The 14067-nt window shown below is 70.4% G+C and carries 14 protein-coding genes; 6 read left to right on the top strand and 8 right to left on the bottom strand.

Translation table 11 applies throughout. From position 1 onward, the window contains the following. Positions 1-21 precede the first annotated feature (21 nt). Positions 22-1350, bottom strand: a complete 1329-nt coding sequence (locus ACT3SQ_RS06320; RefSeq protein ID WP_444600944.1) for an MFS transporter — start codon at positions 1348-1350, stop codon at positions 22-24. Between the two features lie 215 nt (positions 1351-1565). On the opposite strand from ACT3SQ_RS06320, the gene ACT3SQ_RS06315 reads away from it, so the two are divergent. From ACT3SQ_RS06315 to trpB, 3 genes are all read left to right on the top strand, one after another. Beyond that, on the top strand, positions 1566-1811 hold the full coding sequence (locus ACT3SQ_RS06315; RefSeq protein WP_441443158.1) for a type II toxin-antitoxin system Phd/YefM family antitoxin: 246 nt from the start codon (positions 1566-1568) through the stop codon (positions 1809-1811). Further along, positions 1808-2197: a type II toxin-antitoxin system VapC family toxin gene (locus ACT3SQ_RS06310; protein WP_441443159.1), complete on the top strand. Its 390-nt coding sequence runs from the start codon at positions 1808-1810 to the stop codon at positions 2195-2197. Before ACT3SQ_RS06315 ends, ACT3SQ_RS06310 begins: the two co-directional genes overlap by 4 nt. A gap of 238 nt (positions 2198-2435) precedes the next feature. Beyond that, positions 2436-3812 (top strand): tryptophan synthase subunit beta, encoded by a 1377-nt coding sequence (gene trpB, locus ACT3SQ_RS06305; RefSeq protein WP_441443160.1) that lies wholly within the window; start codon positions 2436-2438, stop codon positions 3810-3812. Positions 3813-3921: 109 nt separating this feature from the next. Here trpB and ACT3SQ_RS06300 read toward each other — a convergent pair whose 3' ends face one another. Next, positions 3922-5013, bottom strand: a complete 1092-nt coding sequence (locus ACT3SQ_RS06300) for a histidinol-phosphate transaminase (RefSeq protein WP_444600943.1) — start codon at positions 5011-5013, stop codon at positions 3922-3924. A gap of 108 nt (positions 5014-5121) precedes the next feature. Between ACT3SQ_RS06300 and ACT3SQ_RS06295 the strand changes: the two genes are divergently transcribed. Beyond that, positions 5122-5535, top strand: a complete 414-nt coding sequence (locus ACT3SQ_RS06295; RefSeq protein ID WP_441443162.1) for a phage holin family protein — start codon at positions 5122-5124, stop codon at positions 5533-5535. Positions 5536-5631: 96 nt separating this feature from the next. Beyond that, on the top strand, positions 5632-7047 hold the full coding sequence (gene purB, locus ACT3SQ_RS06290) for an adenylosuccinate lyase (RefSeq protein WP_441443163.1): 1416 nt from the start codon (positions 5632-5634) through the stop codon (positions 7045-7047). Positions 7048-7197: 150 nt separating this feature from the next. Here the strand turns inward: purB and ACT3SQ_RS06285 are convergent, their stop codons facing one another. Then, positions 7198-7887 (bottom strand): SDR family oxidoreductase, encoded by a 690-nt coding sequence (locus tag ACT3SQ_RS06285; protein ID WP_444600942.1) that lies wholly within the window; start codon positions 7885-7887, stop codon positions 7198-7200. 97 nt (positions 7888-7984) lie between these two features. Here ACT3SQ_RS06285 and ACT3SQ_RS06280 point away from each other — a divergent pair, with 97 nt between their 5' ends. Beyond that, the gene (locus tag ACT3SQ_RS06280) at positions 7985-8737 is read left to right on the top strand and encodes a CPBP family intramembrane glutamic endopeptidase (RefSeq protein ID WP_444600941.1); all 753 of its coding nucleotides are present in this window, start codon (positions 7985-7987) and stop codon (positions 8735-8737) included. Between the two features lie 82 nt (positions 8738-8819). Here ACT3SQ_RS06280 and ACT3SQ_RS06275 read toward each other — a convergent pair whose 3' ends face one another. The 5 genes from ACT3SQ_RS06275 to pstA all read right to left on the bottom strand — a co-directional run bounded on the left by ACT3SQ_RS06275 (position 8820) and on the right by pstA (position 14060). After that, positions 8820-9146 (bottom strand): rhodanese-like domain-containing protein, encoded by a 327-nt coding sequence (locus ACT3SQ_RS06275; RefSeq protein ID WP_441443166.1) that lies wholly within the window; start codon positions 9144-9146, stop codon positions 8820-8822. Between the two features lie 179 nt (positions 9147-9325). Continuing rightward, the gene (locus ACT3SQ_RS06270) at positions 9326-10672 is read right to left on the bottom strand and encodes an FtsX-like permease family protein (protein ID WP_441443167.1); all 1347 of its coding nucleotides are present in this window, start codon (positions 10670-10672) and stop codon (positions 9326-9328) included. Then, entirely contained in the window at positions 10669-11436 is a 768-nt protein-coding gene (locus ACT3SQ_RS06265; protein ID WP_441443168.1) for an ABC transporter ATP-binding protein, read from the bottom strand. The genes ACT3SQ_RS06270 and ACT3SQ_RS06265 overlap by 4 nt, the downstream gene beginning before the upstream one ends. Positions 11437-12082: 646 nt before the next feature. Continuing rightward, positions 12083-12868, bottom strand: coding sequence for a phosphate ABC transporter ATP-binding protein PstB (gene pstB / locus ACT3SQ_RS06260; protein ID WP_441443169.1), 786 nt, complete (start codon positions 12866-12868; stop codon positions 12083-12085). A 28-nt stretch (positions 12869-12896) separates the two neighbouring features. Continuing rightward, a complete protein-coding gene (gene pstA / locus ACT3SQ_RS06255) occupies positions 12897-14060 on the bottom strand; it encodes a phosphate ABC transporter permease PstA (protein WP_441443170.1) in 1164 nt (387 codons plus the stop codon). Positions 14061-14067 lie beyond the last annotated feature (7 nt).

Genomic DNA, 14067 nt, shown 5'->3' with positions numbered 1-14067 from the left:
CCTCAGCAACCCAGGGCCGGGTCAGAGCCGGCGCCAGCGGCCCGAGCGCCAGACGTCGCGCCACAGCGGCACCTCCTGGCCACGAGCGGCCATCCTCCGCCGCAGGTTCCGGCGCGTGATCAGCATCCCGGCCACCCCGATCGCGAGCATCGGCAGCTGCACGGCGAAGGCGAGCCGGAAGGCCGCCAGGTCGTAGTTGCCGTCGGGCCGCAGCAGGTCCAGCACCACGCCGATGAGCAGGATCGAGATCAGACCGCCGATGAAGCCGCCCATGATCACGACCCCGGTCGCGGTGCCCAGCCGGTGCCGGGCCAGATCCGTGCGCGGGAAGTCGAAGCCGACGCTGCTGGCGGGACCGCCGATCGAGAAGCCGGCGACCAGCAGGATCAGCAGCCAGATCGGCGCCGGGCCGGGCCACAACACGAGTGCGAGCAGCGGCACCACGATGCTGACCACGATCAGCAGCACCAGGGTCGAGCGGCGCAGCGGGTGGCGCTGGGTGAGCGAGCCGATCACGGGCCCGGCGATGATCGCCACCACCACCAGCACCGTCATCACCGCCGAGGCGGCAGGCCGGCTGAGCCCCTCCCCCGCGGTGAGATACGGGTATCCCCACATCATGGAGAACGCGATACCGGTGAAGCCGGCGGTGAAATGCGTGAAGAAGCCCAGCTGGGTGGAGGGGTGGCGGATGATCCGCACCAGCACCTGCGGGATCCGGCGCAGATCCTGCTTCACCCGGGGGCGCGGGATCCTGGCCGGGCTCGCCCGCACCACCAGCAGGACCAGCAGGGCGGCCACCGCGCTGAGGGAGGCGGCCGACGTGAAGGCGGTGCCCCAGCCGGCGAGACTCAGCAGCGCCACGAAGGGCACGGCCGAGGCGATCTGTCCCACCTGGCCGAGGATTCCGGTGAGCTGGGTGAGCAGCGGCACCCGTCCCGGAGGGAACCAGGCCGGGACCAGGCGGATCGCGCTCGAGAAGGTCAGCGCATCACCGGCGCCGAGGATGATCCGGGCGATCATCGCGGTGCCCACGGTCTCGGTCTGCGCCATCAGCAGCTGCCCGATGCCCATCAGCAGCGCCCCGGAGACCAGGGTGACGCGAGAGCCGTAGCGATCCAGCAGCATGCCGGCAGGGACCTGCGCGAGGGCGTAGACGCCGAGCTGGAGCACCACGAAGCTGGAGACGATGGTCGCCGAGGCGCCGAAGCGGTCCGCCGCCTCGAGCCCCGCGACCCCCATCGTGGTGCGCTGCAGCACCGCGATCGAGTAGGCCGTCACGGCCGCGATCCACACCAGGTACGCGCGGGGCCCTCCGAGTGCGGGGGCGGGCGCGGGGGGCGTGCTCATGGATGGTCCTTCGGCAAAGTCGGGCAGTCGTCGGGCAGTCGGACCGGATGCCTCGGGCGCCCTTCCCGCAGCGGCTGGGTCCCGACCACCTCCGAGGCTATCGGTGCGAGGCACCTCGGCGGTAGTGATGTCCGCCCAGGGCAGCCGAAGTGGACGGGTGGACAGCCGTCCCCACGGGGCCGACACAAGTGCTACACGAACGCTACAATGGTCGCATGAAGACGATCAGTCAGCGCGAGCTGAGGAACGACTCGGCCGCCGTCCTGCGCCAGGTGACCCAGGGAGAGTCGTTCCGGGTGACCACGCGCGGAACCCCGGTCGCTGTGGTCTCCCCCATTTCCGAGCAGCCACTCGACGGGCTGGTCCTGCGCGAGGGTTCCGGCGACTTCTCCTTCCCTCCCGGAGCGCAGATCCAGGAGTCCGCCGGTGACGCGCTCCGCGAGCTGCGTGGCGATCGATGATCCATCTGGACACCTCCGCACTCGCCAAGCTCCTCGTGGAGGAGCCCGAGTCTGATCCCCTCCGCGCCCATCTGGTTACCCAAGGGCAGGCGGGCACACAGTTCGCGATCTCCACGATCGCCACGGTCGAGCTGCGGCGGCTGGCGATCCGTCTCGGCCTCGAGGCGTCCCGGGTAGAGCCTGTGCTGCGGCCGTTCCACACCCTTCGACTCACCGAGGGCATCCTCGCGCTCGCGGGCCGGTTGAGCTTTCCCCATCTGGGGACGTTGGATGCGATTCATGTCGCGACCGCACTGACCGCGGAGGCGGGCACTCTGCTGACCTATGACACTCGCCAGGCGGAGGCCGCCGCCATCGAGGGGCTCACGATCCTGTCCCCGGCGTGAGGCCCTGACATGGCGGCCCTCACTGCGCCCAGCCACTCCTGGCTACCACGGTGGACTTGGCACCGTGACGCCCTGGCTCTGGGCTATTGTCCGTGCCATGCGCATCGCGAAGATCAGCTGGTGGGCCGTCTGAGGGCGGTCCCCTGTCGCATGTGCTGACACAGAAGCCGCCCACTGCCGGGCGGCTTCTTTCTGCAATGGAGCAGCCCGCGACGGGCCCGTACATCGGAGAACCCTCATGACCAGCACCGTCTCGTCCGCCGCATCGTCGGACACTCCTTCCTCGGATATCCCCGTCCCGGCAGCATCGGCGCCCGCCGCCTCCAGCTCAGCCGCCTCAGCCGCTCCGGCGGCGCATGAGCCTCACACCCTCGCCGAGGCCACGACCCTCACCCACTCCCCCGAGTTCGCCGGGAACACCGGAGGCCGCTTCGGGGAGTTCGGCGGTGCGGTCCTGCCACCGCCGCTGGTGGGTCCGATGGCGGAGGTTGCCGCGGCCTATGAGGAAGCACGCCACGATCCGGAGTTCTACACCGAGTACTCGCGCCTGCTGCGGGACGTCGTGGGCCGACCCTCCCCGATCTCGAGCGCGGATCGCCTCTCCGGTGCCCTCGGCGGCGCTCGCATCCACCTCAAGCGCGAGGACCTGAACCACACCGGCGCGCACAAGATCAACCACACCATCGGCGAGGCGCTGCTCGCGAAGCGGATGGGCAAGCGCACCCTGATCGCCGAGACCGGCGCCGGCCAGCACGGCGTGGCGCTCGCGACGGCCGCAGCCCTGGTGGGGCTCGAATGCGAGATCCACATGGGTGCGGTGGACGTCGCCAAGCAGCACCCGAACGTGGTGCGGATGCGTCTGCTGGGCGCGAAGGTGGTCTCCGTCGAGGTCGGTCAGCAGACCCTCAAGGAGGCCGTGGACTCGGCATTCGCCGTCTACGCGGCAGACCCTGCCCGATACCTCTTCGCGATCGGCTCGGTCGTGGGGCCTGCCCCCTTCCCCGATATGGTGCGCGACTTCCAGTCCGTGGTGGGGCGCGAGGCGCGGGCCCAGCTCCTCGCCGCTCACGGGCGGCTGCCGGATGCGGTGATCGCCTCGGTGGGCGGCGGCTCGAACGCGATGGGCGCCTTCACCGGCTTCCTCGAGGACCGCGAGGTGCGCCTGATCGGTGTCGAGCCCGGCGGCCAGGGCGACGAGCCCGGCCAGCACGCGGCGACCATGACCTTCGGCACCCCCGGGATGCTGCACGGCATGGACACCCTGGTGCTGCAGAACTCCGACGGGGAAGCCGCAGAGGTCCAGTCGATCGCCTCCGGGCTGGACTACCCCGGGGTGGGCCCGCAGCATGTACACCTCAACAGGCTGGGCCGGGTCGAGTACGTCAAGGAGGGCGACGAGGCGGTGCTGGAGGCCTTCCAGCAGCTCAGCCGCACCGAGGGCATCATCCCGGCGCTCGAGTCCGCGCACGCTCTGGCCCACGCGATCCGCATCGCCCCGTCGCTGCCCGCCGACTCACACCTGTTGGTGAACCTCTCCGGCCGGGGCGACAAGGACATCGACTACGTCGCCGAGCGGATCGGGATGCGCGGAGAGGCCGACGAGGTCGTGCGCTGAGCGCTTCACCGCCTGGTGCGGGGAGTGCCGGGCGCGGGGTGCGATGCCGCATCTCGCGCCGGCGTCGAGCCTGCACAGGTGCTGGTGCTGGGCAGGCTGGACGGCCTGCTCAGCGCTCGCGCCAGGCCCCGCCGACCTCGATGATCAGATCGTTCGCCTCCTGCTCGGCGATCGTGGCACGCACCCCGTCAGTGCCGTAGGCCCGCAGCACGAGACCTCGCGCATCGGCGAACTCGGCGAAGGCCGCGGAGTCCTCGCCGAGCGGGAAGTACACGAAGTTGCCCTGGCTGACGGGCAGCTCCCAGCCCTGGCCGGCGAGCGCGTGCAGCACCCGCGAGCGCTCGGAGCGGATCCACTCCGCGCGGCGCTCGAGCTCCTCCTGCACCGCGGGGTCCAGACTTGCCAGCGCCGCGGCCTGTGCGGGGACGCTCGCGCCGAAGGGCACCGTGACCTGGCCCAGCGCCCGGGCGAGTCGTGGGTGAGCGACGGCGTAGCCGATCCGTAGGCCGGCCAGCCCCTGCAGCTTGGAGAAGGTGCGCAGCAGCACCACGTTGCCGTGGCGGCGGAAGATCCCCGCGGTGCCGAGCACGGTGGCGGGGTCGTGGAACTCTCGGTAGGCCTCGTCGATCGCGACCACCACGTGGTCGGGGACCTGTGCCAGGAACTCCTCGACCTGCTCGGTCGAGAGCGACGGACCGGTGGGGTTGTTCGGGGTGCACAGCAGCACCAGGCGGGTGCGGTCGGTGATCGCCGCGGCCATCGCCGCGAGATCGTGCTCACCGCTCGCGGTCAGCGGCACCGGGACGGGGACCCCGCCGTGGGAGCCGACGAGGATCGGGTAGGCCTCGAAGGAGCGCCAGGCGAAGACCACCTCGTCCCCCTCCCCCATCACGGCACGCACCAGGTCGCCGGAGACGGCGACCGATCCGGTGGACAGGGCGATCTGGGAGGGGTCCACGCCGTGCTTCACGCCGAGCGTCTCGCGCAGCGCCAGGGCGGCCGCATCCGGATACCGGTGCGCCCCGTCGAGGGAGGCGATCACGGCGTCGCGGACAGCGTCGACGGGTGCGAACGGGGACTCGTTCGAGGAGACCTTGTACCGCACGATGCCGTCGTCGGCCGCAGGCTTGCCGGGGACGTAGGCGGGCAGGTTCTCGAGGGTGGAGCGCAGGCGGACGTTCTCCAGTGGCTGGTCGGACATGCCGCCAGGGTATGCCGCACGTGCGCCGTCGGGGCGGGTTGTCCGGGGCACAGCAAGGATGGGGATAGCCCCACTGGCGCCCTCAGGATGAGTGCAGATAATGGAGCCATGAGATTCCTCGGCCACATCATCGTCACCGGTCTCGCGCTGTGGGTCACCGCGCTGATCCTGCCCGGCATGCATCTGGGCGACGACAGCGCGAGCGTGCTCACGCAGGTCCTCACCATCGGGGCGATCGCGCTGATCCTCGCAGTGATCAACGTGATCGTGAAGCCGATCCTGGAGTTCCTCACCTTCCCCATCACCTGTCTCACGCTCGGCCTGTTCCAGCTGGTCATCAACACGCTCATGCTGCTGCTGGCGAGCTGGGTCTCGGCCCTGGCCGGACTGACCCTGCAGTTCGACAGCTTCTGGTGGGCGCTCGGGGCCGGCGTGATCATCGGCATCCTCTCGGCGATCGTCGAAGGGGTCACCGGGCTCGGTGACGAGCGGGGACGTCGCAGCTACTCGAGCGGCGAGTGAGCATCCCGCCCGCATACCCATGACGCGAAGCACCTGAGCCGTCCGTCCGGCGGCGCGCTCGTCGGCCGGGCGATCGAATCTGGGAGAATGCTCCCCATGGCTCACTCCTTCGCGGACATCACCCCGCAGATCGCCCTGACCCCGCTCGACGGCCGCTACCGCGCGCAGGTCGCGCCGCTGGTGGACCACCTCTCCGAGGCGGCGCTGAACCGCTCCCGCCTGGTGGTCGAGACCGAGTGGATGATCCACCTGCTCGATCAGCAGGTCATCCCCGGCCTGCGCACCCTCACCGAGGACGAGCGAGCCCTGCTGCGCGCCATCCCCGAGGACTTCGGCGCAGACGGCATCGCCGAGCACGCCGAGATCGAGCGCGAGACCGTCCACGACGTCAAGGCGATCGAGTACTACATCAAGCGCCGCCTGGCCGGCACCTCCCTCGAGCCGCTCGCCGAGGTGGTGCACATCTACTGCACCAGCGAGGACGTCAACAACCTCTCCTACGCCCTGATGGTCAAGGGCGCGGTCGAGCAGGTGTGGCTGCCCGCGCTGCGTGACGTGATCGGGGACCTCACCGCCCTCTCTAAGGCTGCAGCCGAGGTGCCGATGCTCTCGCGCACCCACGGCCAGCCCGCGACCCCCAGCACGCTCGGCAAGGAGATCGCGGTCTTCGCGTTCCGCCTGGGTCGCCAGGAGCGCCGGATCGCCGCTGATGAGATCCTCGGCAAGATCAACGGCGCGACCGGCACCTACGCCGCGCATGCCGTCTCCGTGCCGTCAGCGGACTGGGAGCAGGTCTCCCGCACCTTCGTGGAGCACCTGGGGCTGACCTGGAACCCGCTGACCACGCAGATCGAGTCCCACGACTGGCAGGCCGAGATCTACTCGGACATCGCCCGCGCCGGCCGGATCCTGCACAACCTCGCGACCGACGTGTGGACCTACATCTCGCTGGGCTACTTCCGTCAGCGCCTCTCCGCGCAGGGCGGCACCGGCTCCTCGACCATGCCCCACAAGGTGAACCCGATCCGCTTCGAGAACGCCGAGGCGAACCTCGAGATCTCCGGGGCACTGCTGGACTCCCTGGCCTCGACTCTGGTCACCACCCGCCTGCAGCGGGACCTCACCGACTCCACCACCCAGCGCAACATCGGCCCGGCGCTCGGGCATTCGCTGCTGGCGATCGCGAACCTCCGCAAGGGCCTCGCGGGCCTGGACGTGGACGCCGACGCCATGGCCGCCGATCTCGACGGGAACTGGGAGGTGCTCGGCGAGGCGGTGCAGTCCGTGATGCGCACCCTCGGCGTGCAGGGCGTGCCCGGGCTGGACAACCCCTATGAGCGGCTCAAGGACCTCACCCGCGGCCACCGCGTGGACGGGGAGGGCATGCGCGAGTTCGTCGGGTCCCTCGGGCTGCCCGCGGAGGAGCAGGAGCGGCTGCTGGCGCTGACCCCGCACAGCTACGTCGGCTATGCCGGGCAGCTCGTCGACCACCTGGACGACAAGCAGGCCTGAGTCGGACGGGCGGGCACGACTGTGCCCGCCCCCGGCCAGCGGGGCACCCCGGTCAGCAGGGCACTCCATCGTCGGAGCACCCCGGTCAGCAGGGCGCTCCGTCAGCGGGGCACCCAGGTCAGCAGGGCGCTCCGTCGTCGGGACCCCCGGTCAGCGGGGTCTGACCGACAGGGTGTCGATGCTGGCATCCGCCGGCAGGCGCAGTGCAAGCGCCACAGTCGCGGCGACCGTGGCCGGGTCCATGTAGTCCTCGGCACGGAACTCGCCGCCCTCGAAGACGCGCAGCTCGCGCTGCATATCGGTGGCGACCCGTCCGGGATGGACCGAGCTGACCCGCACTCCGTGCTCGCGCTCCTCGGCGCGCAGCGAATCCGTCAGCGCACGCAACGCGAACTTCGAGGCGCTGTACGCGCCACCGCCCGGCCCGGCGGTGAAGCCCGAGCCGGAGTTGATCGTCACCACGGTGCCGCGAGCGCGGCGCAGAGCCGGCAGCAGCAGCCGGGTCAGCTCGGCCACGGCCACCACGTTGATCGCGAAGGAGCGGCTCCAGTCCGCAGCGGCGAGATCTGCGACGGTGCCGCTGACCAGGATCCCGGCCGAGTGCACGACACCGGCGAGCCCGTGCGGAAGCTCCAGCGCCCCCACGGCGCGCTCGAGGGCGGCGGAGTCGGTGAGCTCGGCGACGAAGGGCTGCGCCGAGGGGAACTGCGCGGCGAGCTCCTCGAGGGCAGCCGCATCACGGCCGCCGAGGAGCAGGTGGTGATCGGTGGCGAGCTCCTCGGCGACGGCGCGGCCGATGCCGCGGCTGGCTCCGGTGATCAGAACAGCAGGTGAGGTCATGCCCCGAGTCTGGCACGGGTCCGCTGCGTGCGACCGTCGCTGCCCCGCCCGTCTGCCTTCCCTGCCCGCCAGGTGAGAGCATGTGCGGGTGGAGCTCATGACCCCCAGCCGGCGCTGGCTGCGCGCCGAGGTGCTGATCGTCCTCGCCCTCTCCCTGGGCCGCAGCGCGGTGTACTCGCTGCTCGCCCTCGCCCAGGCCCTTGCAGCGGGGCCGCTTTCCAGCCAGTCCACCGCGCTGAACTCCTCGCTGCGGGAGGATGCGTGGCTGGACCTGCTCTACCAGCTGCTGTCGATCAGTTTCGCGCTGGTGCCGGTCGCGCTGGTGGTGCTGTTGCTCGCGCTGACCGCAGGCTCGCTCCAGCAGGCGCTGCGGGATCTGGGAATGGATCTGGGCCGGCCGCTGCGGGATCTGCTGCACGGCGTGCTGATCACCGCCGGGATCGGTCTGCCGGGCCTCGCGATCTACTACCTGGGTCGGTTGCTGGGCGCGACGGTCGAGGTGATCCCCGCGGCGCTGGACACCCACTGGTGGACCCTGCCGGTGCTGGTCCTCCATGCGGTGAAGAACGCGGTGCTGGAGGAAGTGATCGTGGTGGGCTACCTGTTCCAGCGGCTCGAGAAGCTCGGCTGGTCACCGCGGCGGATCATCGTCGTCTCCGCCCTGCTGCGCGGGGCTTATCACACCTATCAGGGGGTGGGCCCGGGGCTCGCGAATCTGGTCATGGGGCTGGTGTTCGGCGAGTGGTACCGGCGTACCCGGCGGACGTTGCCGCTGGTCATCGCGCACACCCTGCTGGATGTGTTCGCCTTCGTGGGCTACGCCCTGCTGCAGGACTTCATCTCCACCTGAGGCCGGGCCGAGGTGCTGCGCGCCGGCTGCTGATCTCAGCGGCAAGGGATCTTCGAGTCGAGGCGCCCGGAAGCGCGGAGCCTCAGAGGACGTACGCCTCGCCTTCGCCGTCGGCGACGATCGGCAGGCCGGACTCGAACCACAGGTCCATCCCGCCGGCGACGTTGACCGCCTCGAAGCCGTTGGCGTTGAGCCACTGGGCGACCTGGAAGCTGCGGCCGCCGCTGCGGCACACGATGTACAGCGGGTCATCGGTCTCGGGCAGCTGGTCGAGGTTCTCCATCAGCGTGCTGGCCGGGAGGTGCTGGGCGGTCGCGGCATGGCCGGCGTCCCATTCGTTCTGCTCGCGCACATCGATGAGATGCACGCCCTCGGGGACCGCGTTCGGAGCAACGTTCTCGAAGTTCATGGATCCAGCCTAATGGCCGCCGGGAGTTCGATGCGGGCCGACGGGCGACCAGCCCGGGAAGGGGCCGGTCGTCCGTCGGTAGCAGTGGCCCCGCTCCGGGCGGTCCTGGGCTCCGTTCAGGCGGAACCGGACTCCGCTCAGGCGGTACTGGAATCCGCTCAGGCGGGACGGAACCACGCTCAGGCGGCGCGCGTCGCGAACCGCTTCACCAGGGGCGAACCGACCAGCACCGCAGCGATCACCAGGGCGTAGGCACCGAGCACGCTGGCCAGATACTGCACGGCCATCGTCGGGTCGCTCGGGGCGCCGCCGAGGAAGGTGGTCAGCACCAGCAGCGCGGTGCCGGTCGCGATGATGGAGCTCAGCGCCACGGGCACCGCGATCTCGGCGAGGCGGGCGCGGTGCAGCTGACCCACCTCGGCGCCGGCGATGTGCTGGGCGCGCAGGCGTGGGGCCTGGTCGATCACCCGGGCGGTCTGGGAGACCCCGGTGCTGACCGCGGCGAGCACCGCGGCGATCCCCAAGGTGAGCAGGCCACCGGTCGTCATGGCGGTGAACATCATCGCCTCCTCGGGATTGGTCGCTTCGCCGAGGGTGGCGATCATGGTGAGGAAGCCCGCGATGACCAGTGCGAAGGTGATCCCGGAGACGGCTCTCCAGCCAGCCCGCGGATCACCGGCGAGGCGCCGCGCCCCGACCATCAGCGAGGGAGTGGGCGCGGTCTTCGCGAGCAGCAGCGCGGTGACCCACACGATGAAGGGGCCCACGACATTGATCCCCGCGACGATCGCGGCGATGAACAGGATCATGATCGCGATCAAGACCCCCGTGCCCGCTTCGCCCAGCAGCATCCCGCCGACGTTCATGAATGCCACGAACCCCACGATCAGCACTGCCCAGAGCACCACGCGCAGCACCGACAGGCGCACCACCCGCGAGTCACGTGCCACGCCCAGCGGGCTGAGCACGACTCCGGCGAGGGAAACGGCCGCAGAGCCGGCGGCGATCAGCACGAGCGCGACCACGAGCACGGGATAGGCCCACACCGGCAGCAGCAGATCGGGGACGGTGAACGGGGCGATCCCGAAGTCGAGACGGGTCAGGGCCGGAGTCACCGCCACATGGGCGCCGAGGCCGAGCACCGCGCCGAGCAGTGACTGAGCGGCGACGTCGAGCACCGCGACCGAACCGACCTGGCCGCTGGTCCCGCCGACCAGACGCATGGCGGCGAGGTCCTGCTCCCGGCGCGCGAGGGACAGCCGTGCGGCGGAGCCGCCGAGGCCGACGGCGCTGGGCACCAGCAGCACTGAGGCGATCAGCGCACAGATTGCGAGGAACGGCATGACCGAGGCCTCTCCGGTCATCGGCACATCGCCCGGAGGGACCCGGCCGACGAATGCTGCGGCGCCGCCGATCACCGTCGCGGTGATCGCGGTGGCGGCGGCGAAGGCGATCACGGGCAGGATGTCGGCGAGGGCGCCGCGTCGGCGCAGCAGCAGCGGGGCGGAGGCCAGCAGGGCGTTCATCGGGTATCTCCGGTGGTCATGGCAGTCGCTCCGGTGGTCGTCGCTCCGGCCGTCGCGGCCGTCGCCTCGGGGCGCACGTACTCCTGCGCGATGCGGCCGTCCTGCATGGTGACGGTGCGGCGGCAGGCGGCGGCAACCTTCGCATCGTGCGTGACCATCACCAGCGCCGCACCGGTCTCCCGGCAGGAGTCCACCAGGATCTGCAGCACGGTCTGGCCGGTGGCCTGGTCCAGCGCGCCGGTGGGCTCGTCTGCGAAGACCACCGAGGGGCGCCCGGCGAGCGCCCTGGCGATGGCCACCCGCTGGGCCTGCCCGCCCGAGAGCTGGGTGGGGCGGCGGTCGTGCATGCCGGACAGGCCCAGTCGGTCCAGCCAAGACGCCGCCTCGGCACTCGCGGCGCGTCGGGAGGTGCCGCCGAGCATGCGCGGCAGGATCACATTCTCGAGCGCGGTCAGCTCAGGCAGCAGCTGGCCGTCCTGGAAGACGAAGCCGAAGTCGCTGCGGCGCAGCCGGGTGCGGCGGCGGTCCCCCAGTGATGCGAGGTCGGTGCCTTCGTGCAGGACGGTGCCGGAGGTCGGGGTGAGGATGCCGGCGAGGATGTGCAGCAGGGTGGTCTTGCCGCAGCCGGAGGGGCCCATCACCGCGAGCGAATCGGCGCGGGCGATGTCGAGGTCCACGCCGTCCAGCGCCCGGGTGGTGGTGCCGGCGGTGCCGTAGCTCTGGAGCAGCCCGCGGGCGGAGAGCACCGGTGAGGGGTGCATCATCCCGGGCTGCGCGACCTGGTGCGTGCCGCGCGGCGAAGGTGGGGCCGGTACGGGCTGCGACGCCGGGAGCGGGGCGGGCGTCGGTGTGGAAAGGGCCGTGTGTGCGAGCGGGCTGGTGTTCATGCCCCAAGATTCCCGCGCGCACCGCTCTCGCCGCATCCGCCCCGGGGGCCGTTCCACCCGTCACGGGTCAGACCCTGGTCTGACCCGCCCGGGATACCGGGATCCGGTGCGGGGCTGACCGGCGCGAGATACCGGGATCCGGGGGCCGGACTGACCGGCGCGGGGACGCGTTGCGGGCCACGCCCGCCCCACCACGCGGCACACCGAACACGCGCGCCGAACGTGCACGTAAAGCGCGCACGAGTTGCGCGCGTACACCGCGCGCATGCGTAGCGCGGCACGCCGAACGAGAACACCGATACCTACCGTAAACGGGAGATATCGGTGTTCTCGAGCGGGGGCCGCCGGCGTGTTCCGGCGGGGCGCGGCGTGTCACGGCTGCTGCCGGCGTGTTCGGCGGGGCGCGGCGCGCTTCGGCGGGCCCGGCGCGCTTCGGCGGGCCCGGCGCGCTTCGGCGGGCCCGGCGCGCTTCGGCGGGCTCGGCGTGCTTCGGCGGGCGCCGGGGTGTCTCGACCGGGCCGGATCAGCCGAAGCGGCCGGAGATGTAGTCCTCGGTCTGCTTGTTCGACGGGTTGGTGAAGATCGTGTCGGTGTCGTCGATCTCGATGAGGTGCCCGGGCTTGCCGGTGCCGGCGATGTTGAAGAAGCCGGTGCGGTCCGAGACGCGGGAGGCCTGCTGCATGTTGTGGGTCACGATCACGATCGTGTACTCCTGCTTCAGCTCGTGGATCAGGTCCTCGATCGCGAGGGTCGAGATCGGATCCAGCGCCGAACACGGCTCATCCATCAGCACCACCTCGGGCTGCACCGCGATGGTGCGGGCGATGCACAGGCGCTGCTGCTGGCCGCCGGAGAGGCCCATGCCGGGCTTGTCCAGGCGGTCCTTGACCTCGTTCCAGAGGTTCGCGCCCTTGAGCGCCCGCTCGGCGAGCTCATCTGCCGCGGTGCGGGAGATCCGGCGGTTGTTGAGCTTCACCCCGGCCAGCACGTTGTCGCGGATCGACATGGTCGGGAAGGGGTTCGCCTTCTGGAACACCATGCCCACGCGGCGGCGCACGTTGACCGGGTCGACCTTGGAGTCGTAGATGTCCTCGCCGTTGATCTCGACCCTGCCCTCTGCATAGGCGCCCGGGATCACCTCGTGCATCCGGTTCAGGGTGCGCAGGAAGGTCGACTTGCCGCAGCCGGAGGGGCCGATCAGGGCTGTCACCGAACGGGGCCGGATCTGGACGTTGACATCCTCCACAGCGAGGAAGTCGCTGTAGTAGATGTTGAGGTCCTCGACGTTGATGGGCTGGGGGGCTGCCATCAGATGTCCTTTCGCGTAGGGCGACAGCTCAGCGACTGAGCTTCGGGGAGAAGTAGTGGCTGACCATTCTGGCGGCGATGTTGAGCACCATCACGATGATGATCAGGGTGAAGGCGGCGGCCCAGGCACGATCGATGTTCGTCGTGATCGAGCAGGCGTACACCTCCTGGTTGACCGGGTTGGTCACCGTATCGCTCATGCAGTTCGCGTTGCCGTTGCGGTACTGCTGGTTGATGAAGGTGGGCAGTGTCGCCATGCGGCCGTCGAACATGTTCCAGTTCACCGAGGTCACCATGCCCACCGTCAGCAGCAGCGGGGCGGTCTCGCCGATCACGCGGGCGATGGCGAGGGTGATACCGGTGGTCAGGCCCGCGATGGCGGTGCGCAGCACGACCTTGACGATGGTGAGCCACTTCGGCACGCCGAGGGCGTAGGCGGCCTCGCGCAGATCCATCGGGACCAGGCGCAGCATCTCCTCGCTGTTGCGCACCACGGTGGGGATCATCAGCAGGGACAGCGCGACCGCGCCCATGATGCCCATGCGCACGCTCTGGTCCGGCATGAAGGCGATGAACAGCGCCAGGCCGAACAGGCCCGCGACGATCGACGGGATCCCGGTCATGACATCGACCAGGAAGGTGACGCCCGTGCCGAGGGTCTTCTTCCAGCCCTGATCCGCGTATTCCACCAGGAAGATCGCGGTGAACAGGCCCACGGGGATGGAGATGATCGAGGCCCACAGGGTGATCAGCAGGGTGCCGACGGTGGCGTGGAACACGCCGCCCGCGTCGGCGCCGCCGATGATCCCGGACATGTCGGTGGTCCAGAAGGCGAGGATGCTGGGCTTGGCCGCGAGAACGCGGGTCAGGCCCCTGCCGACGACCGCCCAGAGCAGCGAGAGCAGCGGGAACATCGAGACGGCGAAGGCCCCGATGACCAGGAGGGTCACCAGGCGGTCCATGGCCCAGCGCGGACCTTCGCGCACCAGCGAGTAGGTCCAGCCGAACAGCAGGTGAAGCACGAAGCCGAGCAGGATCGCGCTGGCGACGGAGAGGGCACCGGCGATGGACAGCACGGCGACCGCGACCAGCAGCCCGGCGAGACCGGTGAAGACCAGGTGGTACCAGGGCAGTCGGCGTTCGTCGTTCGACCGGACCGAGATGGGTGCCTGCACGGATGTGGAGGAGCTCATGGTGACC

Source organism: Brachybacterium sp. AOP42-C2-15, from assembly GCF_052377065.1.
Lineage (GTDB): Bacteria > Actinomycetota > Actinomycetes > Actinomycetales > Dermabacteraceae > Brachybacterium.
The sequence above is the reverse complement of the archived record's forward strand: the minus strand, read 5'-3'. Positions and strand labels throughout refer to the sequence as shown.

Coding starts and splice junctions, on each gene's coding strand:
- ACT3SQ_RS06320 (WP_444600944.1), bottom strand. CDS start 1,350: ATGAGCACGCCCCCCGCGCCCGCCCCCGCACTCGGAGGGCCCCGCGCG.
- ACT3SQ_RS06315 (WP_441443158.1), top strand. CDS start 1,566: ATGAAGACGATCAGTCAGCGCGAGCTGAGGAACGACTCGGCCGCCGTC.
- ACT3SQ_RS06310 (WP_441443159.1), top strand. CDS start 1,808: ATGATCCATCTGGACACCTCCGCACTCGCCAAGCTCCTCGTGGAGGAG.
- trpB (WP_441443160.1), top strand. CDS start 2,436: ATGACCAGCACCGTCTCGTCCGCCGCATCGTCGGACACTCCTTCCTCG.
- ACT3SQ_RS06300 (WP_444600943.1), bottom strand. CDS start 5,013: ATGTCCGACCAGCCACTGGAGAACGTCCGCCTGCGCTCCACCCTCGAG.
- ACT3SQ_RS06295 (WP_441443162.1), top strand. CDS start 5,122: ATGAGATTCCTCGGCCACATCATCGTCACCGGTCTCGCGCTGTGGGTC.
- purB (WP_441443163.1), top strand. CDS start 5,632: ATGGCTCACTCCTTCGCGGACATCACCCCGCAGATCGCCCTGACCCCG.
- ACT3SQ_RS06285 (WP_444600942.1), bottom strand. CDS start 7,887: ATGACCTCACCTGCTGTTCTGATCACCGGAGCCAGCCGCGGCATCGGC.
- ACT3SQ_RS06280 (WP_444600941.1), top strand. CDS start 7,985: ATGACCCCCAGCCGGCGCTGGCTGCGCGCCGAGGTGCTGATCGTCCTC.
- ACT3SQ_RS06275 (WP_441443166.1), bottom strand. CDS start 9,146: ATGAACTTCGAGAACGTTGCTCCGAACGCGGTCCCCGAGGGCGTGCAT.
- ACT3SQ_RS06270 (WP_441443167.1), bottom strand. CDS start 10,672: ATGAACGCCCTGCTGGCCTCCGCCCCGCTGCTGCTGCGCCGACGCGGC.
- ACT3SQ_RS06265 (WP_441443168.1), bottom strand. CDS start 11,436: ATGATGCACCCCTCACCGGTGCTCTCCGCCCGCGGGCTGCTCCAGAGC.
- pstB (WP_441443169.1), bottom strand. CDS start 12,868: ATGGCAGCCCCCCAGCCCATCAACGTCGAGGACCTCAACATCTACTAC.
- pstA (WP_441443170.1), bottom strand. CDS start 14,060: ATGAGCTCCTCCACATCCGTGCAGGCACCCATCTCGGTCCGGTCGAAC.